Here is a 23,562-nt window from a genome sequence, read left to right as displayed (position 1 = left end):
CATGCATAACATCCAGGTTGGGCTCCGCTGTGTGATAAAGCGGAGCAGTTTATAACAAACGGAGAGTGGCTCAATTTTGGAGCACAACTCCCCGTTTCCCTGGCTCAGTTTTGCACGATATTTAACAGTCAGGCAAAGGCGGGATTTTCTGTATCCGGTAAAACACCATAACGGGATGGTTACAAAGCAGCTGCGGCCTTTGGCACTGCAAGCAGGAAAATGCAGACTTTGGGGCAGAATAAAATACTTTTTCAACCCAGTTTCAACTTATCAGCCCTATTTCTTCACAGCCCTGCCCCTTGCCCGCACCTGCCTTCAAACCCACCGCAGCTATACGTCAAATGCCGACCGCCCATCGGGGCGGAGTGTCTTAAAAAAATTCCAATCATCCATAAGCCCGCTGCGTGTACGGTTGAAGAATAGGAAAGGCGGGCGCACCAAGCGTATTAACCGGGGAAGCCCTATTATGCCGAAAGTATGGTGCGCCCACTTTATTTTCGTTACCGCATTACCGCGCCCCAGCCCTAAAAAGATTTTGCCGGCCGCCCAAGCGGCACAGAATCGGTTTCGTGCAGCCTATTGCAACGGAGTTAGATAGAGGTGCGCCTTCTCCCCCTGCCTGCCGCGCCGTTCCGGGTAAGCGGAAACGGCATGCTCCGGTATTTCAGACGGCCCGGGTTTGCCGATCCGGGCGGGGCATACCCACGCCACACACATACAAAAAACACCCCGCATTTTTGGTGCGGGGTGCGGTCGTTTCCGTGGTTACAGCGAATAATACATTTCAAATTCCAGCGGGTGCGGCGCCATACGGATGCGCTTGACATCTTCTTCTTTGAGCGCGATGTAGCTCTCAATCCAGTCTTTGCTGAACACGCCGCCGCGGGTCAGAAACTCGTGGTCGGCTTTCAATGCTTCCAACGCTTCTTCCAGAGAGACGCAAACGGTCGGCACCAGCGCATCTTCTTCGGGCGGCAGATCATAAAGGTTTTTATCGGCCGGGTCGCCGGGGTGGATTTTGTTTTGTATACCGTCAAGCCCGGCCATCAGCAGGGCGGCAAAAGCCAGATAAGGGTTGGCCATCGGGTCGGGGAAACGCGCTTCGATACGGCGGGCTTTGGCACTGTTCACCGCCGGAATGCGGATAGATGCCGAACGGTTTTTGGCCGAATAAGCCAGCTTGGTGGGGGCTTCGAAATGCGGCACCAGGCGTTTGTAGGAATTGGTCGAGGGGTTGGTGATGGCGTTGAGGGCTTTGGCGTGTTTGATGATGCCGCCGATGTAGTAAAGAGCGGTGTCGGAAAGGCCGGCATAACCATCGCCTGCAAACAGGTTTTGACCGTCTTTCCAGATGGACTGGTGTACATGCATACCGCTGCCGTTATCGCCCATTATCGGTTTGGGCATGAAGGTGGCGGTTTTGCCGAAATTGTGGGCCACATTGTGAATGATGTATTTCATATCCTGGGTCTGGTCGGCACGGCGCACCAGCGTGTCGAACCGGGTGCCGATTTCCATCTGCCCGGCGGTGGCCACTTCATGATGGTGCACTTCAACGGGAATGCCGATTTCTTCGAGCAGGTTTACCATCGCAGAGCGCAAATCCTGACCGGAATCCACAGGTGCAACGGGCAGATAACCGCCTTTCACGAAAGGGCGGTGGCCGGTGTTTTGACCGTCATAGGATTTGCCGCTGCTCCAAGCGGCTTCTTCGCTGTGGATTTGGTAGCGGGTGCCGCCCATGCCGGTTTCAAATTCTATGCCGTCAAACACGAAAAATTCGGGTTCGGGGCCGAAATAAGCAGTGTCGCCGATGCCTGAAGATTTCAGATAGGCTTCGGCACGTTTGGCGATAGACCGAGGGTCGCGGTCGTAGCCCTGCCCGTTTGCGGGGTCGATAACATCGCAGGTAACCACCACGGTGGCATCATCGTAAAACGGATCGAGATAGGCGGTGGCGGCATCGGGGCGCAGCTGCATATCGGAAGCCTGGATACCTTTCCAGCCGCCCATCGAAGAGCCGTCAAACGCCTGGCCTTCTTCAAACCATTCTTCGGGGTCTTCCAATACGGTGCGGGCAGGCACGGTAATATGCTGCTGCTTGCCTTTGGTGTCGGTGAAGCGCAAATCTACAAAGCGCGCTTCGTTTTCTTCGATGAGTTTGACAACTTCTTTAACAGACATAATCTGCTCCTTAAGAGGATAGTGAAAGAGAAAGCGGTTTTAAAACAACCCAATCCGGGTGCAGGCGGAAAACAGGCATTGTGCCACAACCGCCGGAAAAATGGGCGCATAAACGGCATGATGCAGCAATGGGGGCCAATATAGTTTTTGCCGGCAACACCGTCAATAATCTGCCGTGTAAAGCATTTTGGCCGTCTGAACGTTTTTTCAGACGGCCTCCCCCTTACCACAACCTGCCGTAGTGAATGAAATTCCCCATTGTTATACTGCTTCCACTATCGGCAGCGGCCTTTTACTGATTTTCAAGCGGGTTGGCAGTTAGGATGCCGTGTTTAAATGCAATCCATTATACCAATACAGATACAGGCCGAACCTTTATCCGGTCTATGCCCGGCGGGCATAGACCGCCGGCACCTCAGGTTTTATTTTGAAACGGCTGATATATAATGCGCCTGTCTGCGCGGATTCCATTCCGCGTTCGAATGCATTGTTACGGAGCCTGCCGCAATGGCCGCCACACTTCCCCGTTATGCCGTTTTCGGCAACCCGGTTGCCCACAGCAAATCGCCGCAAATCCACCGACAATTTGCCTTGCAGGAAAAGGTGCAGATCGAGTATGACCGCATCTTGGCAGAGCCGGGCGGGTTTGCCGCCGCCGCCGGCCGCTTTTTTGCCGAAGGCGGCTTGGGCGCAAACGTTACCGTGCCGTTTAAAACCGATGCCTATGATTGGGTGGACGAACATTCCGAACGTGCAAAAGCCGCCTGCGCAGTCAATACCATTATCCCGTTGGGCGGCGGCCGTTTCCTCGGCGACAACACAGACGGTGCGGGCTTGGCGGCAGACATCACCGAAGCGCAGGCAACCGCCCTGCAAAACCAGCGCATTCTGATTTTAGGAGCAGGCGGCGCAGTGCGCGGCGTAGTGCCCGTGTTGCTGCAACAGCAGCCTGCCGACATCACCATCGCAAACCGCACCGAGGCCAAAGCGCGGGAATTGGCAGAGCGTTTCGGCATTCGGGCGGCACCATTAAACGGCCTGCCCGCCAACCGTTTCGATATTATCATCAACGCCACATCAGGCAGTTTAAGCAGCGAAATACCGGCAGTTGCGCCCGAAGTGTTCGGCAGCTGCGTGCTGGCCTACGATATGGTATACGGCGCGGCGGCGCAGGCGTTTTTGGATTATGCCCGCCGCAGCGGTGCCCAAAAAACTGCCGATGGTTTGGGTATGTTGGTGGGGCAGGCCGCGTTTTCCTACCGGCTTTGGCGCGGTTTTTCACCCGACATCCAACCCGTTATCCGCTATATGAGGGAGGCCGTCTGAAATGATTAAGTGGCTGCTGGCGCTGCCCTTTGCGGCATTTATCCTGTTTCATGCCTATATATACGGCAGCATCATCACCTATCGCGCCGTAGCACCGCACAAAACCGCGTTTATGAGCATGCGCATGAACGAGTTCCGCGCCCAAGGTAAAGATATCCAATTAGATTACCGCTGGGTGCCCTATAGTCGAATTTCCACCAATCTCAAAAAAGCCCTGATTGCTTCGGAAGATGCCAACTTCGCCGCCCACAGCGGTTTCGATTGGAGCGGCATCCGCAACGCCATGAAGCGCAATCAGCAGAGCGGCAGAATCCGCGGCGGCGGCTCCACCATCAGCCAGCAGCTGGCAAAAAACCTGTTTTTAAACGAAAGCCGCAGTTATTGGCGCAAGGCCGAAGAAGCCGTCATCACCGCCATGATGGAAGCCACCACCGATAAAGACCGTATTTTCGAGCTTTACCTAAACGTAATCGAATGGGACTACGGCATTTACGGCGCCGAAGCCGCCGCACAGCATTTTTATAAAAAGCCAGCCGCAAACCTAACCAGGCAGCAGGCCGCCGAGCTCGCCGCCCGCGTGCCGCGCCCGCTGTATTACGCCGATAATCCGCGCGACCGCAGTTTGCACAGAAAAACCAACATCATCATGCGCCGTATGGGCTCTGCCGCATTGCCGGATACCGAATAAGGCGCAGCGCAAACCCGCAACTACCGTAAAGTTCAGGAACGTTTACGCGGAATCCTGAAAAACCACCGGCTTAAAACCTGCCGGCCGTTGCAGCCGTCTGAAAACATCAGGCAGACATTGCCGCCCGAATTAAAAACAAAACGGCACCAAACCGTTTTACTGTTGTTCAGACGGCCTTTGCAAGCCATTCAAGCCGTCTGGAACCTGTTTCCCGTTACCGCCCGTGCGCAGCAGTTCATCATACAAAATACAATCCGCCTGCCCCGCTGCGGCGTTGCTGCGCCTTAACGGGGTAAGCGGATTCATGATCAACATGCCGCCGCCACAAGCGCGCGGTGATAACGGTCGGCAGTATCAACAGCCCGATACCGGCGTTTTTTCTGATTACCCTCCGCGCCCTGCCTATCCAATAATCAATCGATTGCTCAAACCCGCCCCCCCGCCTGCCCGGGAATGACGGCGGCCGAATGTTTTCAGACGGCCTGATGCTTTGCAGAGGCCGTCTGAAAACATCAGGCAGATATTGCCGCCCAAAATAAAAAAACAAAACGGCATCAACCGTTTTGTTGCTGTTTTTTCAGACGGCCTCTGCAAAGCATCAGGCCGTCTGAAAGGCTTTACTGCGCCGTTACACATTCACTTTTGCGGCCACTTCGTTGTAGCTGTCAATTTCGTTGAAATTCATGTAGCGGTAAATCTGATCGCCCTGCTCGTTGATGATGCCGATATTGGCCTGATACTCTTCCACGGTGGGGATACGCCCCAGCTTGGAGCAAATCGCGGCCAGCTCTGCCGAGCCCAGATAAACGAAAGTGTTTTTGCCCAAACGGTTGGGGAAGTTGCGGGTGGAGGTGGACATCACCGTTGCCCCTTCGCGCACTTGCGCCTGGTTGCCCATACACAGCGAGCAGCCAGGCATTTCCATGCGCGCGCCGGCACGGCCGAGCACGCCGTAATGGCCCTCATTGGTCAGCTCTTGCGCGTCCATTTTGGTGGGCGGCGCCATCCACAGGCGCACGGGAATGTCGCTCTTGCCTTCCAGCAGTTTGGAAGCGGCGCGGAAGTGGCCGATATTGGTCATGCACGAGCCGATAAACACTTCGTCAATCGGCGTGCCCGACACTTCAGACATGAATTTCACATCATCAGGGTCGTTCGGGCAGGCCACAATCGGCTCTTTGATGTCGTCCATATTGATTTCGATAACGGCGGCGTATTCGGCATCCGGGTCGGCTTCCAATAGTTGCGGGGCGGCCAGCCAGGCTTCCATGGCTTTGATACGGCGCTCCAGCGTGCGCGGGTCTTTATAGCCGTCTGCAATCATGTTTTTCATCAACACGATGTTGGACTTCATGTATTCGATAACCGGCTCTTGGTTGAGCTTCACGGTGCAGCCTGCGGCGGAGCGTTCGGCAGAAGCATCGCTCAATTCAAACGCCTGCTCTACTTTCAAATCGGGCAAGCCTTCGATTTCCAGAATGCGGCCGGAGAAAATGTTTTTCTTGCCGGCTTTGGCCACGGTGAGCAGACCCTGCTTGATGGCATACAGCGGAATGGCGTTTACCAAATCGCGCAAGGTAACGCCCGGTTGCAGTTTGCCGCTGAAACGCACCAACACGGATTCGGGCATATCGAGCGGCATCACGCCGGTGGCGGCGGCAAAGGCCACCAAGCCCGAACCTGCGGGGAAGGAAATACCGATCGGGAAGCGGGTGTGCGAGTCGCCGCCGGTGCCCACGGTGTCGGGCAGCAGCAGGCGGTTGAGCCACGAGTGGATCACGCCGTCGCCCGGGCGCAGGGAAACGCCGCCGCGGGTAGAGATAAACTCGGGCAGCTCTTTGTGGGTTTTCACGTCTACCGGTTTCGGGTAGGCGGCGGTGTGGCAGAACGACTGCATCACCAAATCGGCCGAGAAACCCAAACACGCCAAGTCTTTCAACTCATCGCGGGTCATCGGACCGGTGGTATCTTGCGAGCCGACTGTGGTCATGCGCGGTTCGCAGTAAGTGCCGGGGCGCACGCCCTGCCCTTCGGGCAGGCCGCAGGCGCGGCCGACCATTTTCTGCGCCAGCGAGAAGCCTGCTTTGCTGTCGGCAGGCGCCTGCGGCAGGCGGAATTCGGTGGAGGCGGGCAAGCCCAGCGCTTCGCGGGCTTTGGCGGTTAAGCCGCGGCCGATAATCAGGTTGATGCGGCCGCCGGCCTGCACTTCATCGAGCAATACTTGCGATTTCAGTTGGAATTCGGCAACGGTTTCGCCGTTTTTCACGATTTTGCCTTCATAGGGCAGAATATCGACCACATCGCCCATTTTCAGCGCGGAAACATCCACCTCAATCGGCAGTGCGCCCGAGTCTTCTTGGGTGTTGAAGAAAATCGGGGCGATTTTGCCGCCCAGGCACACGCCGCCGTAGCGTTTGTTCGGCACAAAAGGAATATCCAGGCCGGTGTGCCAGATCACGGAGTTGGTGGCAGATTTGCGCGAAGAGCCGGTGCCGACCACATCACCCACATAGGCAACGGGGTGGCCTTTGGCTTTCAGCTCTTCCAACAATTTGATGGGGCCGACTTCGCCGGGTTTGTCGGGGCTGATGCCCTCGCGCGGGTTTTTCAGCATGGCCAACGCGTGCAGCGGGATATCGGGGCGGCTCCAAGCATCGGGCGCGGGAGAGAGGTCATCGGTGTTGGTTTCGCCATCGACTTTAAATACGGTAACGGTGATTTTTTCGGGCACTTTTTCGCGTGAGGTAAACCATTCGGCATCTGCCCACGATTTCAGCACGGCTTGGGCGTGAGGGTTGCCTTGCTCGGCTTTTTCCTGCACATCGTGGAAAGAGTCGAACATCAAGAGGGTGTGTTTCAGCCCTTCTGCGGCAACCGGTGCCAGTTGTTCGTTGTCGAGAAGCTCAATCAGCGGGTGGATGTTGTAGCCGCCGAGCATGGTACCCAGAAGTTTGGCGGCGTATTCGGGCGACACCAGCGGGCTGTGTACGCTGCCTTCGGCAACGGCTGCCAAAAACGAGGCTTTCACTTTGGATGCATCGTCCACACCGGGCGGCACGCGGTTGGCGAGCAAATCTACCAAAAACCGGTCTTCGCCTGCAGGCGGTTTTTTCAACAGCTCCACCAAATCGGCGGTTTGCCGGGCGGTGAGCGGGAGGGCGGGAATGCCCAGAGCTTCGCGCTCTGCGGCGGCTTTGCGATAGGCTTCTAACATCTTATTGTTCCTTTTAGTGGTTTTTCTTCTGGGAACGCCGCACATTGTAGTGCTGCGTAGTTTCCAAATCATAAACCAATTTTGTGTAAATAGGAACTTTCTTTTGCAGCGGCCCGATAGAATTAAAGGCCGTCTGAAAAGGGTTTCAGACGGCCTTTGGGATACGCCGGCATCAGTGTTTGCGCCTGCGCGAAATGCACACCGACCATGCCAGCAGCAGGTTCAGTTGGGCCAACACCACCACAGCGGCTGCTTTGACCAAATCAATCAGTGTCCGATTGCCTACAATGGGGTTAAAAAGCAGGCTGCGGTGGTTGTTGACAATCAGATAAGCCGTCAGCAGCCACAACGACCAGGTTACGGCAAAAATCAACATGCTTTTGGTGCTGATAACCGGATTGGGATTGCGCGCTTTGCGGATAACCATCAGTTCGCGCAAGTCCTGAACTTGTTCGGGCATAAGCTTCTCCTTGTTTTACTATGATAAAGATGCCGTGCGGCAAACATCCTACTGCACGCCCCTGTCGGGGCTGACCCAGGTGGCTTTGCGCTGCTTGTCGCGCAAAAGCGCTTTGGGGAAACCGTGAATCAGCGTGATGCTGTTCAGCAGCCAGAAAGCGTAGGGATACCAAATACAGCTGATGAAATAGCGGAACAGGTTGCCTTCATAGCGGCTGTCGATAAACATGCTCACGGAAAACTGCAAAATAAACATCATGAAAGTAACCAGGCTCGCCACTTTGAGCAGCACAAAATCGTGCGGGTGGCCGAGTGCCCACTCCGCCAAACCCACAATGGTGATGGCCAAGAGCGAATACGCCCACAGCAGGGTGATGAAATATTCGGCATAAAGCGGCCACAGGCGGATATGGTGCAGCCGCCAGATGTTTTTGAAATACTTCAAAACCACTTCCGCCCCGCCCTGCGCCCAACGCAGCCGCTGACGGTAGAGGCCGCGTATGGTTTCGGGCATCAGCACCCAGCACAGGGCGCGCGGTTCGTAGGCGATGTTGTAGCCGGCGATTTGGGTTTTCCAACTCACATCGATATCGTCTGTAATCATGTTGTCGCTCCAGCCGCCTATGCTGAGCAGCACGTCTTTGCGTATGCACATAATCACGCCCGATACGGTAAACAGCGTGCCGACAACGCTTTGCGAGCGTTTGATCAGGCCGATAATCGAGCTGAATTCGGCCACCTGCAGCTTGCCCAGCACCGTGCTGCGGTTGCGCACGCGCGGATTGCCGGTAACGGCACCCAATTCGGGGTTGTCTTCCAGGTTTTGAATCATGTATTCGATGGCACTGTAGTCGAGAACGGCATCACCATCGATGCCGACAATATATTTGCCCAATGCGTGGTGTGCGCCGTTATTCATAGCCGAGGCTTTGCCGCCGTTGGGTTGGTCCACCACAACGATTTTTTCGGCTTTCTCCGCCCAGCAGCGGATGATTTCGAGCGTGTTGTCAGTGCTGCCGTCATTGATGAAAATCAGCTCGTAATTGGGGTAGGTTAAATTGAGCAGGTGGGGTATCGATGTGTCGAGGTTGTCTGCCTCGTTGTAGCAGGGAACCAACACGCTCACCATGGGCGCATACCCTTGATACATAAACTCAGGCTCGCCTGCCCTGTTTTCAAAAAACAGAAAATAAAAAACGCCCGAAACCGTCCAATACACGGCCATCATGCCCGGATAGAGCATCACGAATGCCGCCAAATATTCATACCAGTCCATCGGAAGTTCTGCCCTTGCTGTGCGTATTTGAAACGTTTGTTTTGATAACGGGGTTTGTTTTCAGACGGCCTCACACCCTATGGCGGCAGGCCGTCTGAAAATAAAGCTTACCGGCAGCCTGCCGGTAAAACCGGGCTCAGCGCTGCACCGAAAATACCGGTTTGATGGTTTTCAGCGGCGGCCTGTCCTGCAAAAAGTCATCAGAATAGTAGGCCAGATTTTTCACGCCTTCTTTTTTGAGCAGGCTCATCCACCCTGCCAGTTCTTTCCCGCCAGCAGGCTGCCCGGTGCGCGGATCGGCCGTCTGAAGTTCAAACACGGTTTTATCGAGCGGCACACCGCTGCGCTTGACTCCGGCCACCAAACCGACCAACCGGCGGGCGGCTTCTTTAGGGCTTAACGGCTGCCCGTTTTCCAGGTAGGGCAGGGCCGTGAAGGCGGTGTAATCGTAGGCCGCTGCAAATGCGGGCAGGCTTTGGGCGGGCAAACCGCCATCAAGGCTGCGCACGGTTTTCATGCCGTTTATGCCGTTGAAGCTGTATTTCAGCGCCGTTTGTTTGAGCAGCTTGGAATAGTCGATTAAATCACCACGCTTATCTCCGCCATCGCGGAACACCAGACCGTTGAAGCGGCTGCTGAACGCCAAGTCTTCATAAATTTCGGCTGCGGCGCGGCGGTTTTCGGCACCATCGGGCGAAAGGCGCAAAGGGCGGCCGGCCTCGGGTTTGCCGGTGCGGCTGCCGGAAACGTAACCGCTGCCCAAGTCGAAAGCCGTCAGCGGCATCTGCGCATACACTTTCACATTGGCGCGCGTCATCAACTGCCAGGCCACGCGGCTGAACAGGTCGGCCTTCACTTTCAGATGGCGGTTGGGAAAATACGCGGCTTCCGCCACTCCGTTTCCATCATCATCAGCAAAGGCCTGCAGATACACGGTGGTGATGCCCATTTTGTAGATGCGTTCGATGAGTTTGTCGAAATTGCGCGCAAACTGTGCGGGGTCGGGGGTGTACAGACGGCCCAAATCAATATGCACGGCGCGCTGGTGCGGCGGGGTAAACATCTGCCCCTCCAAATAGGCTTTCATCAGCGGATAGCCGGTTTCGTTGTCAATCAGGGCGCGGCCGATGCTGCGCTGCTCTGTGGTGTTGGGGGTTTCGTCAAACAGGGTAAAGTCGTTGTCCAGCCCCACTTCGGCGGCGATTTCGCGGGCGGTTTCGTTAAAATGACCGTAAGGCCACACAATCACATTCGGGCGCACGCCGGTGCGGGCGGCGATGATGTCTACCGAGCGTTTCAAATCGTTGCGCACGCGCTGCCGGTAGGCATCACGGGTTTCGTAGCGGCCGTTTTTATATTCGGGAAACACGGCGGCAAACTGCGAGCCGGCGGGATTACCCGTGATGCTGCGGTGCAGGTCGTGGGTGTGCGAGGCGATTTCCACCAAGCCGCTTTTCTGCATCTCGCGCACCTGCTCCCAAGTGATGAAGGCCGAGCGCGGCAGCTTCTGTTTGCCGTAATCGACAAGGCCGCCCTGCGGGGTTTCCATCCAGCCCGTCACCAAGGCGAAAACCGCCGGATAATCAAAGGCTTTCAGCAACGGATAGATTCTGGTGTAGAAGCTTAGGTAGCCATCGTCAAACGTAAGCAGCACGGGTTTGGGCGGCAGCTTGGCGCGGCCTGCCCTTGCCGCTTCGATCTGCTTGAAGCTCACGGGGGTGTAGCCGTTGTCGCGCAGCCAGTTAAAGTGGGCGGCCAGCCTTTGCACGGTGATGGTTTGCGGAAAGTAACGGCGTTGGATTTCACCCTTCATTTCCCGCTCTTCCTTAGTTTTGATAACGGGAGCGGTTTCATCGACTACATCGTGATAACACATCACGCCGTAACGCACATCGGCGGCATAAGCGGCTTGCAGCATAATGAGGCCGGCGAGGAGGCCGGCGAAGAGGCGTTTGCAGTTCATGTTTTTCTGCCTTCGGTAATCTTGGTTTCAATGGAATGCCGGCTGGTGTTTTCAGACGGCCTTGAAGCCGGAGCCCGAGGCCGTCTGAAAAGCAGACATTCGGTCAGTAAAACTTCACGCTCAACTTGGCGCCGCCGAAGTTTTGATATTCGAGACTGCCGTCATACATAGCACGGCGGCGGCCGAACTCGTAACCCAGCGCGGCGCGGCGGCCGAAACGCCAATCGTGGCCGTATTTAATCTGCCAGGTGTTTTCGGCTGGGTGGCCGGCCTGCCGGTAACGCCCCGCGCTGCCGGCGGCGGTTTGGGTGAACCTGATGCCGTTGTCCAGCGGCAGGGTGTAGGAAAGCGCCAGCTCGCCGCTCACGGTTTTGCTGTTTTCGGGGTTGTAGTAAAAGGCAGAGGGAATATCTTTGTTGCGGCTGTAATCTGTCCACAGCGAGCTGCCCAATTTCCAGCGGTTGTATTGGAAAATATCGTGTGAAAGCCAGGCATGGACGGTTTGGCGGGTGTTGCCGTCATCAAATTTCATCACACTCGCACCCATGCCCGCGCGGGTGGCCGCCGAATGGGTATATTCCGCGCCCAAAGTGTATTCATCGGCATACACTTCCTGCCACAGAGCTTTAACGGGGGTATTGACGCTGTTGGAGGCGGCGCGGGCGGTGAAGCCCACAAAGTCGTTTACGCGCCAATCCGCACCCAGCACAGCGTAAGCCTTGCCGTTAAGCTGTGTGCCGTGCCCTGCTTCGGCATGCACCACCACCGGATAAAGATTGATTTCGGCACCCGCCCCCACCCGGCCTGCACGCAGCGGCCTGCCGTGGTTGGGCACATCGTTGTGCTGCTGCGCAATATAGGCACGGTGGCCGCTGCTGCTGCGCGGGCTGTAGAGTTTGGCAGTTTGCGCCCATTCGGTGCCGTCTGCAGGCGAGGTAGCTTTCATTGCCATGCCGCCGATTTCCAAACGGGCGGCGCGCTCTTCATCGTAAAGCTGCCAAAACCCCTTGTGACCGACATCATCGCGGCCCAGCCCTGCGGATAATCTTGCTGCCGCCCGCCAGTTGCCTGCCGACATATGGGCAGCGGCAGCTTTGCCGTCTATCCACTTTTGTCCGGGTTCGCCCAAATATTCGCGGGCGGCATCGAACCTTGCCAAGGCGCGGTCTTCATGGCCGTCAATCTGCGACAACTCACCGTCCAAAACCATCGCCCACGGGTCGGCGGGGTGTTCGCCGAGCCAGTTCTGCATCAGTTTGTGCGCGCCTTTCACATTGCCGTTCCAGGCTTCCAGGCGGGTATTCCAAAAATATTGGGTATCGTAATACGGGTTTTCCACTTCAACGGTGTGGGTGAAGTCGGGCGTGTATTTTTTCGGATTCCAATGTTTGATTTTTTCTTGAGCGGCCGAAAACTCCATCAAATCGGCATCGGTTTCCGCCAACATCTCCACTAATTCAGGATCAAGTTTGCCCTGCACCGCCATCTGGCGGTTCATGCGCCCGTGCAGCACCTTGCGCGCTTGACGCGGGCTTCCGGCCATCAGCAGGGCCTTAGCATATCCGTCCTGCACATAATCGGGCTGCCTGCCCTGCCCTTCCAGCATCCGGTAATCGCGCAACGCCTGTTTTTCGTTGCCTAAAGCCACGGCGGCGGCCACGCGGTCGCGCAATGCCTGCGTGTGCAGCGGGCTGCCCGCTTCCGATTTGCCGACCACTTCGCCCAGGCTCTCATAAGCCTCACGGATTTGCGCCGGATCGCCGGTTTGGCGGGCGCCACGCAGCAACACAACCGCTTTGGCCGCCTGCAGCCACAAACGGTCTTGTTCGCCGAACCGCTCGGGAAACTGAGCCATAATCCGCTCCTGCTGCGGAAAAAGCTGCAATTGGGCGGCAGTGCGGTAAAGCTGCAAGGCATGGTCACCGTTGGCGGGGTCTGCTTCAAACAGGCGCTGCTGCTCGGCCAGACGCTCGGTGAGCGGCTGCGTGCGCTGTTTCAGATAGGCTTGGGCGTTGCGTATGCCCTTATCGTTACCGAAACGCCTGAGGTAAGATTCGATCTGCTGCTGTGCAGCGGCATAGTCTCCGCTGTCCACCGCAACCAGCGCGCTCCCCAGATAACCGGTTTGATTCTGCGGCGCGGCAAGCTGCAAGCTGCGGTAGAATGCGGCGGCCTGCGGGTATTGTTTGATGTCGCGGGCGGCCTTGGCGAGGTTTTCCAACTCGTCTGCACTATAGCTTTCAATCGGGCAGCCGGCACACACAGCCAACGCCGCTTCCGGTTTTTCCTGCCGCACCAGCAGGGCAATCAAATCGGCGCGCACTTTTGCATCGCCGCTTTGCGCATACAGATCGCCCAACTGCGCCACCGATTCGGCAAGCTGTGCCTCCCCGCTGCGGGCGTGGAGCGCCCAGCGTTCGCGTTCGGCCTGGATGTCTTGGGCGGCCGCAAACGGCACAGATGCAAAAGCGGCCGCCGTGCATAAAGAAATTTTGTGGATTCGGCTCATGATTTGATTTGGAAATTTCAAGGGGGTTTCCGCATCTTGAGAAACGTGATGCAGTGATTTTTCAAATGAGAAACAACAGAACGTTTTACCGCAAACCAACACAGAACGATGCAGTTGCATCCGGCCTTACCCGTCTGCGCCGCAGTCGGCTGCCTTTTCTTGTCCGGTGTGGTTTCACGATTTGTAAGTAATGTGAGCCAACTTATTTTTCAGCCTGACAACCAACCCTCAGGCTCAATTTATAGTTTGATACAGCTTATATTAACTCCCGTAAAAATTGCCTGAGTCCAGTCTTAACGGTCAAATTCAGAATATGAACGGCTTTATATAAATATATGAAACTATTGCATTTGATTTAATCATTATATTGAATATAAATATAAAAATTTTGTTCTGCCAAACCAAATCTGTCTTTACCCTTGCCCCCCGGAGCCGTTCGGATAAATAATAGGCCGTCTGAAAACCCTATGGAAAAACAGGAGAATGCCATGCCCCACCCCCGCCCCGACAACACCGCCTGCATCGTAGTCGATATTCAGGAGCGCCTGAACCCTGCACTCCACCAGGCCGCAGAAATGGTAGAAAACAGCCTGACGCTGCTGCAAGGTTTGCAGGCTTTGGGCGTGCCGCTGGCGGTCACCGAGCAATACCCGAAAGGTTTGGGGCGCACGGTTGCCCCCGTTGCCGGCCTGCTGGGCAGCGCGCCCGTGTTTGAAAAAACGCGCTTTTCCGCGCTGATACCCGAAACCGAGCAGTTTTTGCAGAGCCGCCGGATTCAAAACGTGATTCTTATCGGCGCTGAAGCCCATGTGTGTATGCTGCAAACCGTGCTCGATTTGCGCGCGGCAGGGTTGGGTGTGTATGTGCCGTTTGAATGCACCGCATCGCGCGCGCCCGCCAACAAAGCCAATGCGCTGGAGCAGATGCGTGCTGCCGGCGCGGTAGTTTCCAATGTGGAAAGCGTGCTGTTCGGGCTGCTGGGCGATGCCAAACACCCGGCGTTTAAAACCGTGTCCAAACTGATCCAATAAAGCGCAAGGCCGTCTGAACGCCATATTTTCAGACGGCCTGTATGTTCAGACGGCCTGTCCCAACCGCCTTGCAATAACGAGGCCGCCGTCTGAAACCAGTAGCCGGCAGCCTTTGCAGACACGCCGGCTTCCGCGCCAACCCCAGCCGCCCGATTTCTACCATGCAAACCTTCACTGCCAACGCCCGCCGCCATTCCCTCTATCTCGCCCGCCATCTCGACAACGGCAACCTCAAGCCCGAAATCCTGCACCCCATGCTGGATAAAGTGCTCGACACCGCCGATTTCCACGCCTTTGCCGATTGGGAAGCCATTCTTGCCGGTGAAAACGAAGCCGAGCTGGCGCGCCAGTTGCGCCTGCTGCGCCGCTATGTGGCCGCGCAGATTATCGTGCGCGACATCAACCGCATCAGCGATTTGGCCGAAGTTACCCGCACCATCACGCTGTTTGCCGATTTTGCCGTGAATACCGCGCTCGATTTCGCCCATGCCTATTATCAGGATAGGTACGGCACGCCCATCGGCCGCCACACAAACGAGCCGCAGCACCTGAGCGTGGTGGCGATGGGCAAGGCCGGCGGTTACGAATTAAACGTGTCTTCCGATATCGACCTGATTTTTGTTTACCCCGAAGCGGGCGACACCAACAGCAAACGCACCCGCAGCAATCAGGAATTTTTCACCAAAACCGGCCAGAAACTGATTGCGCTGCTAAACGACATCACTTCAGACGGCCAAGTGTTCCGTGTCGATATGCGCCTGCGGCCGGACGGCGATGCCGGCGCGCTGGTGCTGAGCGAAACCGCGCTCGAGCAATATCTGATACAGCAGGGGCGCGAATGGGAACGCTACGCCTGGTGCAAAGGCCGCGTGGTTACGCCCCACCCCAACGGCATCGCCCCGCTGGTGCGGCCTTTCGTGTTCCGCAAATATCTCGACTTCAACGCCTACGCGGCCATGCGCGCGCTGCACCGCCAAATCCGCAGCGAAGTCGGCCGCAAAGGCATGGAAAACAATATCAAACTCGGCGCGGGCGGCATCCGCGAAATAGAATTTGTCGCCCAGATTTTCCAAATGATACGCGGCGGCCGCATCCGCAGCCTGCAGATGAAAGGCACGCAGGAAACCCTGCACGAACTCGCCCGCCTGGGCATACTCGAACGCCACACCGCCGACACCCTCTTAGCCGCCTACCGCTTTTTGCGCGATGTGGAACACCGCCTGCAATATTGGGACGACCAGCAAACCCAAACCCTGCCGCAAAACCCCGAACAACAACAGCTGTTGGCCGAAAGCATGGGCTTTGCCGGCTACGCCGCCTTTTCAGACGGCCTCAACCGCCACCGCAGCCGAGTCAACGCCATCTTTAACGAAATCCTCGCCCAACCGGAAGAAACCCCGCAACAAACCGGCAAAAGCTGGCAGTGGATATGGCAGGAAAACGGCAGCGGAGAAACTCTGCGCAACCGCCTGGCCGAACACGGCTTCGAGGCCGAAACCGTGGCCGAACGGCTCGAACAACTGCGCCGAAGCCACAAATACTGCCGCCTTTCCGCCCACGCCCAACCGCGTTTTGATGCCGTGATGCCGGCCCTGGCAGAAGCCGCCGCCGCCCAACCCCGCCCCACCGCCGCCCTGCTGCGGCTTATCGACTTTCTCGAAACCGTCAGCCGCCGCTCGGCCTATCTGGCCTTTCTCAACGAACACCCGCAGGTGCTGCGGCAACTGGCCGGCATCATGGGGCAAAGCTCGTGGGTGGCCGCCTACCTGTGCCGATACCCGATACTGCTCGATGAACTTTTGAGCACTCAGTTAATGGAAACCGAATACCACTGGCCCGCGCTCGCCGCCGCGCTTTCAGACGGCCTCGCCAACGCCCGGGGCGACACCGAAGCACAGATGGACATTCTGCGCCACTTCCAACACACCCAGATATTCCGCCTTGCCGTGCAGGATTTGGCCGGATTATGGACGGTTGAAGCCTTGTCCGACCAACTCTCCGCGCTGGCCGACACCCTGCTCGCCGCCGCCCTGCCCGCCGTGTGGGCCGACACCCCCAAAACCCACACCGACACCCCGAATATCGCCGTTATCGGATACGGCAAACTCGGCGGCAAAGAGCTGGGCTACGCCTCCGACCTCGACCTGGTCTATCTCTACCACGACCCCCACCCCGATGCGCCCGACATCTACGGCCGCTTCGTGCGCCGCCTCACCAACTGGCTTTCCGCCGCCACCGGCGCAGGCACGCTCTACGATGTCGATTTGCGCCTGCGCCCCAACGGCGATGCCGGCTTTCTCGCCCACAGCACCGCCGCCTTTGAAAAATACCAGCACGAAAGCGCGTGGACGTGGGAACACCAATCCCTCACCCGTGCCCGCTTCATCTGCGGCAGCAGCACAATCGGCACGTTTTTCGACCGCCTGCGCCAACAAGTACTCACACAGCCGCGCGATGCCGCCGCGCTCGCCCGCGAAATCATTGCCATGCGCGAAAAAATGTTCGCCGCCCACCCGCCGGCCGACAGCGATGTCAAATACGCGCGCGGCGGCGTGGTCGATGTGGAATTTATCGTGCAGTATCTGATTCTGGCGCATTCGTACCGACACCCCGAACTGCTCGACAACTACGGCAACATCGCCCTGCTGAACATCGCCGCCGATGCCGGCCTGATCGATAAAGCCCTGGCAGAGCAAAGCCGCACCGCCTACCGCTTCTACCGCCGGCAGCAGCACAACACCAAACTGCGCGATGCCGACAAAGTCAACCTCACCCCCGAGCTGTTAAACCATTACCAAAACGTGCGCAGCCTGTGGCGGCAGGTGTTCGGCGAAGATGCGCGCTTCGAGGCCGTCTGAAATTCGGCCGTCTGAACATGGCCGTCTGAACATGGCCGTCTGAAAAACACCGGATGGTTTTTCAGACGGCCAAACGCTGCCGCCCTCCGCCGCCGGGTCTGCCGAACCGTTCCCTTTGAGCCAAAGCGCGGCAACGTCTGCAACAGAAACCAAACGGGTTCGCGATACGGCGTTATCCCCGCCGTGCACGCAACTTGACAGGGTAAAAACCGCTTGACACTTATTCACTTTCTTGAAAAGAATAGTGCCGAAACCGTATCTTTATAGTGAATCCGCTTTATTTTCAGTATCGGGCGGCCTGCAAACCGTTCTCTTGCGCAAAAGCGCAGCAACGCCGTAACGGAAACGAAGGATTCACGCCAATCATGCGGCGTTGCCGCCCACAGGAGTAACGTTATGCAGCCTTATCCCACCTCTCGATGCCTTCCCTTGATATGGGCCTTATCGGCCGCATTCGGCCTGGCGGCCTGCGGCGGCGGCTCTTCTGCCGGCGGGCAAACCCAGCCTTCCGAGCCGGCCGAAAAGCAGGAAATCACGGTAAACAACGGTGCCGAACCGGAATCGCTCGACCCCCACAAAGTATCGGGCGTGCCCGAGAGCAATATTCTGCGGCAGATGCTGGTGGGGCTGGTTTCTACCGACAACAACGGCAACACCGTGCCGGGCATGGCCCAATCGTGGGAAAGTGCCGACAATAAAGTTTGGACGTTCAAACTGCGCGATGCAAAATGGAGCAACGGCGACCCGGTTTCTGCCGAAGATTTTGTGTACAGTATGCGCCGCGTGGCCGATCCCGCCACCGCCTCGCCCTATGCCAGCTATTTGGCCGATGTGAAAGTGGCCGGTGCGGAGCCGGTTATCAACGGCAAAGCCAAGCCCGATACGTTGGGCGTGAAAGCCCTTGACGGTAAAACGCTGCAAATCACCCTCACCGAGCCGGTGCCTTATTTTCCCGATGTGCTGATACACACATCCACCAAGCCGGTGCACCGCGCCACCGTGGAAACATTCGGCGAAAAATGGACGCTGCCTGCCAATATGGTGGTAAACGGCCCCTACAAGCCCGCCGCATGGGAGGTAAACAGCCAAATCGTGCTCGAGCGCAACAGTGCCTATTATGACGATGCCGCTACCACCATCAACCGCGCCGTGTTGCTGCCCATCTCATCGGCACACACCGACATCAGCCGCTTCAAAGCAGGCGAAATCGATGTCAGCTACAACGATATTCCCACCGAGCAGTTCAAACCGCTGCAGCAGGAAATGGGCAGCCAAGTCAAAACAGCCCCTTATCTGTGCACTTATTATTATGAGTTCAACCACACCAAGCCGCCGTTTGACAACCCCAAAGTGCGCAAAGCCCTGCAACTTTCGCTCGACCGCGAAACGCTGACGGAAAAAGTGGTCGGGCGCGGCGAAACCGTGGCCTACCAGTTTACCCCGCCCGCCACGCAGGGCATGGCAACGTTTACGCCCGAGTGGAAGGCATGGGATAAAGCCAAGCGCATCGCAGAAGCGAAAAAACTGCTGGCCGAAGCGGGCTATGGCGAAACCCGGCCGCTTTCGTTCGAGCTGCTCTACAACACCAACGAAAACCACAAGAAAAACGCTGTGGCCGCCGCCGCATTGTGGAAAGAAGCGCTGGGCTTTGTGAACGTGCAGCTGGTAAACCAAGAATGGAAAACCTATCTCGACACCCGCCGCAACCAACGCCACCAAATGGCGCGCGGCGGCTGGTGCGCCGACTACAACGAAGCCTCTTCGTTTTTAAACACCTATAAATCCGACAACAGCAACAACTACGGCAAATACCGCAGCGCCGGGTTCGACCGCCTGATCAGCCAAACGCTGGCCGCAGGCGTGTCGCCCGAAGCGCGCGCCAAACTCTACCGCGATGCGGAGGCCGTGTTGGATCAGGATGCCGCCACCATCTTTGTTTACCATTACACCAATGCCCGCCTGGTCAAACCCTATGTGGCCGGCTATTCGGTGCAAGACCCGATGGACAACTGGCAGATTAAAAATTGGAAAATCCTGAAACACTGAGTTTGGGCGGCCGTCTGAAACACCGCCCGCCGGCAATGCCCGCTTTTTCAGACGGCCTTCTTGAAAGGCCGTCTGAAAAAAACACCGCCCTTACTGCTGCGGCATCCGCCCGGCGGCAGCACACACAGATGCAACAACTATAAAAAACTACGGAAAAACAGCAGGATAAATCAAAAAAAGCTGTCTGAAACCGGCTGCAAACACAACACCTAACGAAGATTGCCCATGCTCAAATTCATTATCCGCCGTATGCTCGAAGCCATACCCACGCTGTTTGTGCTGATTACCGTGTCGTTTTTCATGATGCGGCTCGCACCGGGCAGCCCGTTTACCGGCGAGCGCAACCTGCCGCCGGCGGTATTGGCCAACATCGAAGCCAAATATCACCTCAACGACCCGATCTGGCTGCAATATCTCAACTATCTCAAGCAGTTGGCGCAAGGCGATTTCGGCCCTTCGTTCAAATATAAAGACTACACGGTTAATGAGCTGCTGGCGCAGGCTTTTCCCGTGTCGCTCGAAATCGGCCTGTATGCGTTTGCGGCGGCGCTGCTGCTGGGGGTAACGCTGGGCGTGTTGGCGGCGTTAAAGCAAAACACCTGGCCCGACTACCTCACCATGGCCGCCGCCATGACCGGCGTGGTGGTGCCCAGCTTTGTGAAAGCGCCGCTGCTGGTGCTGATTTTCGCCGTCTGGCTCAAATGGCTGCCCGCCGGCGGCTGGAACGGCGGTGCCGCCGCCAATATGGTGCTGCCGGTGGCCGCGCTGGCTATGGCCTATGTTTCCGGCATCGCCAGGATTACGCGCAGCTCGATGATTGAAGTGATGAACAGCCCGTTTGTCCGCACTGCCCGCGCCAAAGGGCTGCCCGCCCGCCATATCGTGCTCAAACACGCCCTGCGCCCCGCGCTGTTGCCGGTGGTTTCCTATTTGGGGCCGGCTTTTGTGGGCATCATCACCGGCTCGATTGTGGTGGAAACCATTTTCGGCCTGCCCGGCATCGGCCAGTTGTTTGTAAACGGTGCACTCAACCGCGATTACGGCATGGTTTTGAGCCTCACCATTCTGGTGGGCGTGCTCACCATCACCTTCAACGCGGTGGTGGATATTCTTTATGCCGTTATCGACCCGAAAATACGCTATTAACCCCACAAGGCCGTCTGAAGCCCGCGCTCGGCAAGCCGCCCTTTTCAGACGGCCGCAAACCACACTGCAACCGATAAAGGCCGCTCATGCTCACCGATAAAAAAACCGCCCGGGCGCTGGCCGCAGCCCTCGACCCCGCCGCCGGTATCAAAGGCCGCAGCCTGTGGCAGGATGCCTGGCGGCGTTTCCGCCGCAACCGCGCCGCGCTCTGCGGCAGCCTAGTTCTGCTGGCCGTGTGTATTTTTGTGCTGGCCGCGCCCGCACTGGCACCGTTCGGCTACGACCACACCGATTGGGGCTTTATGCAGACACCGCCCTCGTTGGAAAGCCGCCACTATTTCGGCACCGATTCGCTCGGGCGCGACCTGCTCGCCCGCGTGGCGGTGGGCGGGCGCATCTCACTGACGGTGGGCGCGGCCGGCGCGCTGGTGGCCGTGGTGATCGGCGTGGCCTACGGCGCGGTGGCCGGCTTTTTCGGCGGCAAAACCGATGCGCTGATGATGCGCTTTCTCGAAATACTCAACGCTTTTCCGTTTATGTTTTTCGTGATTCTGCTGGTAACGCTGTTCGGCCGCAATCTGGGCTTTATCTTCGTGGCTATCGGCATGGTGTCGTGGCTGGATGTGGCCCGCATCGTGCGCGGCCAAACCCTCAGCCTCAAGCGCAAAGAATTTATCGAAGCGGCGCAGGTGGCGGGCGTTTCCGATATCAGAATCGTGTTCCGCCACATTGTGCCCAATGTGTTGGGTGTGGTGGTGGTGTATGCCTCGCTGCTGGTGCCGGGCATGATTCTGTTTGAATCGTTTTTGAGCTTTCTCGGCCTGGGCGTGCAGGAGCCGATGACCAGCTGGGGCGCGATGCTGCAAGACGGTGCCAACACCATGCAGGTTGCGCCGTGGCAGCTTTTGGTGCCCGCCGCCTTTCTGGTGGTTACGCTGTTTTGCTTCAACTTTATCGGCGACGGCCTGCGCGATGCCCTCGACCCGAAAGACTGCTGAGTGCCAAAAAATTTCAGATGCAGAAATATTTTCAGACGGCCTTTGCCGCCAACGCTTGCCGGCAGCCGCAAACCGTGTCCCCCGCCGCGCGGTGCAGCGGCGGCCGTCTGAACAGGAGCCATCATCATGAACACACCGCTGCTGCAAGTGCGCGATCTCGAAGTGCGCTTTCACACCGAAGACGGCACGGTAACCGCCGTAAACCAACTCCATTTCGACCTGCACGAAGGCGAAACGCTGGGCATTGTGGGCGAATCGGGCTCCGGCAAATCGCAAACCGCCTTTGCCGTGATGGGGCTGCTGGCCAAAAACGGCCGCGCCTGCGGCTCGGTGCGCTTTAACGGGCGCGAAATCCTCAACCTGCCCGAAAAAGCGCTCAACAAAATCCGCGCCGAACAAATCGCCATGATTTTTCAAGACCCGATGACTTCGCTCAACCCCTATATGCGGGTGGGCGACCAGCTCGCCGAAGTGTTGCGGCTGCACAAAGGCGCAGGCAAGGCCGAGGCATGGGCAGAGTCGGTGCGTATGCTTGATGCGGTGAAAATCCCCGAAGCCAAAAAGCGCATTCAGATGTATCCCCACGAATTTTCGGGCGGAATGCGCCAGCGCGTGATGATTGCGATGGCACTGCTGTGCCGCCCCAAACTCTTGATTGCCGATGAGCCCACCACCGCGCTCGATGTTACCGTGCAGGCGCAGATTATGGCGCTGCTGGGCGGGCTCAAACGCGATTTCGGCACCACCATTATTATGATTACCCACGATTTGGGCGTGGTGGCCGGCATCTGCGACCATGTTTTGGTGATGTATGCCGGCCGCACCATGGAATACGGCAGCGTCCGCGACATCTTCTACCGCCCCACCCACCCCTACACCATCGGCCTGCTCGGCGCCGTGCCGCGTCTCGATGGCGGCCGGGAAGCCCTGCCCACCATTGCCGGCAACCCGCCCGACCTGAGCAGCCTGCCCGCCGGCTGCCCGTTTCGGGAACGCTGCAGCCATGCCTTTGAACGCTGCCTGGGCGCGCCCGAGCCGGAAACCTTCGCCCCCGGCCGCCGCCGCGCCTGCCACAGGCCGTCTGAAACCCTGCAGGAAGCGCAATCATGAGCCTGTTATCCGTATCCGATTTGCAGGTTTTCTTCAATGTTAGAAACAGCAAAACCGCCTTTTGGCAGAAACCCGCCACCCTCAAAGCCGTAAACGGCATCTCGTTTGACCTGGCCGAAGGCGAAACATTGGGCATCGTGGGCGAATCGGGCTGCGGCAAATCCACCCTGGCCCGCGCCATCATCGGCCTCACCCCGGCCAACGGCGGCAGCGTCCTGTGGCGCGGCAGCAGCCTCTCCGGCCTTTCCGCGCAGGAGCTGCGCCGCAAGCGGCGCGAAATCCAAATGATTTTCCAAGACCCGCCCGCCTCGCTCAACCCGCGCATGACCATAGGCGAAATCATCGCCGAGCCGCTGAAAACCCATTTTCCCAAGCTCAAAAAAAGCGAAACCGAGCATCAGGTGAAAGAAATGATGCTGAAAGTGGGGCTGCTGCCCAACCTCATCAACCGCTACCCGCACGAATTTTCAGGCGGTCAATGCCAGCGCATCGGCATCGCCCGCGCCCTGATTCTCAAGCCCAAGCTGGTGATTTGCGATGAACCCGTGTCGGCGCTCGATGTATCCGTGCAGGCGCAGGTGGTCAATCTGCTCAAAGCCCTTCAGAAAGAAATGGGGCTGGCGCTGATTTTTATCGCCCACGATTTGTCGGTGGTGAAACACATATCCGACCGCGTGTTGGTGATGTATTTGGGCCATGCACTCGAGCTTGGCCGCTATCACGAAGTGTACGGCCGCCCCGCCCACCCCTACAC

At 57.6% G+C, this 23,562-nt stretch carries 19 protein-coding genes; 10 read left to right on the top strand and 9 right to left on the bottom strand.

Features of this window, described 5'->3' with window-relative positions; genetic code table 11:
- Positions 1 to 765 precede the first annotated feature (765 nt).
- A complete protein-coding gene (glnA, locus tag IR141_RS09290; protein ID WP_135036364.1) occupies positions 766 to 2,184 on the bottom strand; it encodes a type I glutamate--ammonia ligase in 1,419 nt (472 codons plus the stop codon).
- Positions 2,185 to 2,691: 507 nt separating this feature from the next.
- Here glnA and aroE point away from each other — a divergent pair.
- Together aroE and mtgA are read left to right on the top strand one after the other, a co-directional pair.
- Positions 2,692 to 3,510: a shikimate dehydrogenase gene (gene aroE, locus IR141_RS09285; protein WP_135036361.1), complete on the top strand. Its 819-nt coding sequence runs from the start codon at positions 2,692 to 2,694 to the stop codon at positions 3,508 to 3,510.
- Between the two features lies 1 nt (position 3,511).
- Positions 3,512 to 4,198, top strand: a complete 687-nt coding sequence (mtgA, locus tag IR141_RS09280; protein ID WP_135036358.1) for a monofunctional biosynthetic peptidoglycan transglycosylase — start codon at positions 3,512 to 3,514, stop codon at positions 4,196 to 4,198.
- Positions 4,199 to 4,354: 156 nt separating this feature from the next.
- Here mtgA and IR141_RS13480 read toward each other — a convergent pair whose 3' ends face one another.
- The 7 genes from IR141_RS13480 to pgaA all read right to left on the bottom strand — a co-directional run bounded on the left by IR141_RS13480 (position 4,355) and on the right by pgaA (position 13,640).
- Complete coding sequence (locus tag IR141_RS13480; RefSeq protein WP_228068214.1) at positions 4,355 to 4,504, bottom strand: hypothetical protein; 150 nt, start codon at positions 4,502 to 4,504, stop codon at positions 4,355 to 4,357.
- Between the two features lie 96 nt (positions 4,505 to 4,600).
- Positions 4,601 to 4,834 (bottom strand): hypothetical protein, encoded by a 234-nt coding sequence (locus IR141_RS09275; protein WP_135036355.1) that lies wholly within the window; start codon positions 4,832 to 4,834, stop codon positions 4,601 to 4,603.
- The gene (gene acnB / locus IR141_RS09270; protein ID WP_135036353.1) at positions 4,827 to 7,412 is read right to left on the bottom strand and encodes a bifunctional aconitate hydratase 2/2-methylisocitrate dehydratase; all 2,586 of its coding nucleotides are present in this window, start codon (positions 7,410 to 7,412) and stop codon (positions 4,827 to 4,829) included. The genes IR141_RS09275 and acnB overlap by 8 nt, the downstream gene beginning before the upstream one ends.
- A 172-nt stretch (positions 7,413 to 7,584) precedes the next feature.
- Positions 7,585 to 7,872 (bottom strand): hypothetical protein, encoded by a 288-nt coding sequence (locus IR141_RS09265; protein ID WP_135036349.1) that lies wholly within the window; start codon positions 7,870 to 7,872, stop codon positions 7,585 to 7,587.
- A gap of 48 nt (positions 7,873 to 7,920) precedes the next feature.
- On the bottom strand, positions 7,921 to 9,147 hold the full coding sequence (gene pgaC, locus IR141_RS09260) for a poly-beta-1,6-N-acetyl-D-glucosamine synthase (protein ID WP_135036346.1): 1,227 nt from the start codon (positions 9,145 to 9,147) through the stop codon (positions 7,921 to 7,923).
- A 136-nt stretch (positions 9,148 to 9,283) separates the two neighbouring features.
- A complete protein-coding gene (pgaB, locus tag IR141_RS09255; protein ID WP_135036343.1) occupies positions 9,284 to 11,110 on the bottom strand; it encodes a poly-beta-1,6-N-acetyl-D-glucosamine N-deacetylase PgaB in 1,827 nt (608 codons plus the stop codon).
- Between the two features lie 103 nt (positions 11,111 to 11,213).
- Positions 11,214 to 13,640, bottom strand: coding sequence for a poly-beta-1,6 N-acetyl-D-glucosamine export porin PgaA (gene pgaA / locus IR141_RS09250; protein WP_228068213.1), 2,427 nt, complete (start codon positions 13,638 to 13,640; stop codon positions 11,214 to 11,216).
- 467 nt (positions 13,641 to 14,107) lie between these two features.
- Here pgaA and IR141_RS09245 point away from each other — a divergent pair, with 467 nt between their 5' ends.
- Positions 14,108 to 14,650, top strand: a complete 543-nt coding sequence (locus IR141_RS09245) for an isochorismatase family protein (RefSeq protein WP_135036340.1) — start codon at positions 14,108 to 14,110, stop codon at positions 14,648 to 14,650.
- A 161-nt stretch (positions 14,651 to 14,811) separates the two neighbouring features.
- Complete coding sequence (gene glnE / locus IR141_RS09240; protein WP_135036337.1) at positions 14,812 to 17,508, top strand: bifunctional [glutamate--ammonia ligase]-adenylyl-L-tyrosine phosphorylase/[glutamate--ammonia-ligase] adenylyltransferase; 2,697 nt, start codon at positions 14,812 to 14,814, stop codon at positions 17,506 to 17,508.
- Here glnE and IR141_RS09235 read toward each other — a convergent pair.
- Positions 17,434 to 17,736, bottom strand: a complete 303-nt coding sequence (locus IR141_RS09235) for a hypothetical protein (protein ID WP_135036334.1) — start codon at positions 17,734 to 17,736, stop codon at positions 17,434 to 17,436. The genes glnE and IR141_RS09235 overlap by 75 nt on opposite strands.
- 201 nt (positions 17,737 to 17,937) lie before the next feature.
- Between IR141_RS09235 and IR141_RS09230 the strand changes: the two genes are divergently transcribed.
- The 6 genes from IR141_RS09230 to IR141_RS09205 form a co-directional block, all read left to right on the top strand.
- A complete protein-coding gene (locus IR141_RS09230; protein WP_228068212.1) occupies positions 17,938 to 19,554 on the top strand; it encodes an ABC transporter substrate-binding protein in 1,617 nt (538 codons plus the stop codon).
- On the top strand, positions 19,533 to 19,697 hold the full coding sequence (locus IR141_RS09225) for a hypothetical protein (RefSeq protein WP_167743146.1): 165 nt from the start codon (positions 19,533 to 19,535) through the stop codon (positions 19,695 to 19,697). The genes IR141_RS09230 and IR141_RS09225 overlap by 22 nt, the downstream gene beginning before the upstream one ends.
- An 82-nt stretch (positions 19,698 to 19,779) precedes the next feature.
- Positions 19,780 to 20,700: an oligopeptide ABC transporter permease OppB gene (oppB, locus tag IR141_RS09220; RefSeq protein WP_135036328.1), complete on the top strand. Its 921-nt coding sequence runs from the start codon at positions 19,780 to 19,782 to the stop codon at positions 20,698 to 20,700.
- Between the two features lie 86 nt (positions 20,701 to 20,786).
- Entirely contained in the window at positions 20,787 to 21,698 is a 912-nt protein-coding gene (gene oppC, locus IR141_RS09215) for an oligopeptide ABC transporter permease OppC (RefSeq protein ID WP_135036325.1), read from the top strand.
- A gap of 126 nt (positions 21,699 to 21,824) precedes the next feature.
- Entirely contained in the window at positions 21,825 to 22,808 is a 984-nt protein-coding gene (gene oppD, locus IR141_RS09210; RefSeq protein ID WP_135036322.1) for an oligopeptide ABC transporter ATP-binding protein OppD, read from the top strand.
- Positions 22,805 to 23,562 (top strand): ATP-binding cassette domain-containing protein (locus IR141_RS09205; RefSeq protein ID WP_135036319.1); only part of this gene is annotated, 758 nt, incomplete at its 3' end. The genes oppD and IR141_RS09205, both read left to right, overlap by 4 nt.

The organism is Neisseria sp. 19428wB4_WF04 (assembly GCF_015235335.1).
GTDB classification, from domain to species: Bacteria; Pseudomonadota; Gammaproteobacteria; order Burkholderiales; family Neisseriaceae; genus Neisseria; species Neisseria musculi.
Note: the sequence above shows the minus strand (reverse complement) of the source record. Positions and strands in the feature narration are given on the sequence as shown.

Excerpts from the sequence above, each read along its gene's own strand:
- glnA (WP_135036364.1), bottom strand. The coding sequence starts at position 2,184 with ATGTCTGTTAAAGAAGTTGTCAAACTCATCGAAGAAAACGAAGCGCGC.
- IR141_RS13480 (WP_228068214.1), bottom strand. The coding sequence starts at position 4,504 with ATGAATCCGCTTACCCCGTTAAGGCGCAGCAACGCCGCAGCGGGGCAG.
- pgaC (WP_135036346.1), bottom strand. The coding sequence starts at position 9,147 with ATGGACTGGTATGAATATTTGGCGGCATTCGTGATGCTCTATCCGGGC.
- acnB (WP_135036353.1), bottom strand. The coding sequence starts at position 7,412 with ATGTTAGAAGCCTATCGCAAAGCCGCCGCAGAGCGCGAAGCTCTGGGC.
- glnE (WP_135036337.1), top strand. The coding sequence starts at position 14,812 with ATGCAAACCTTCACTGCCAACGCCCGCCGCCATTCCCTCTATCTCGCC.
- oppC (WP_135036325.1), top strand. The coding sequence starts at position 20,787 with ATGCTCACCGATAAAAAAACCGCCCGGGCGCTGGCCGCAGCCCTCGAC.
- IR141_RS09265 (WP_135036349.1), bottom strand. The coding sequence starts at position 7,872 with ATGCCCGAACAAGTTCAGGACTTGCGCGAACTGATGGTTATCCGCAAA.
- mtgA (WP_135036358.1), top strand. The coding sequence starts at position 3,512 with ATGATTAAGTGGCTGCTGGCGCTGCCCTTTGCGGCATTTATCCTGTTT.
- aroE (WP_135036361.1), top strand. The coding sequence starts at position 2,692 with ATGGCCGCCACACTTCCCCGTTATGCCGTTTTCGGCAACCCGGTTGCC.
- oppB (WP_135036328.1), top strand. The coding sequence starts at position 19,780 with ATGCTCAAATTCATTATCCGCCGTATGCTCGAAGCCATACCCACGCTG.
- IR141_RS09245 (WP_135036340.1), top strand. The coding sequence starts at position 14,108 with ATGCCCCACCCCCGCCCCGACAACACCGCCTGCATCGTAGTCGATATT.
- oppD (WP_135036322.1), top strand. The coding sequence starts at position 21,825 with ATGAACACACCGCTGCTGCAAGTGCGCGATCTCGAAGTGCGCTTTCAC.
- IR141_RS09275 (WP_135036355.1), bottom strand. The coding sequence starts at position 4,834 with ATGTGTAACGGCGCAGTAAAGCCTTTCAGACGGCCTGATGCTTTGCAG.
- pgaB (WP_135036343.1), bottom strand. The coding sequence starts at position 11,110 with ATGAACTGCAAACGCCTCTTCGCCGGCCTCCTCGCCGGCCTCATTATG.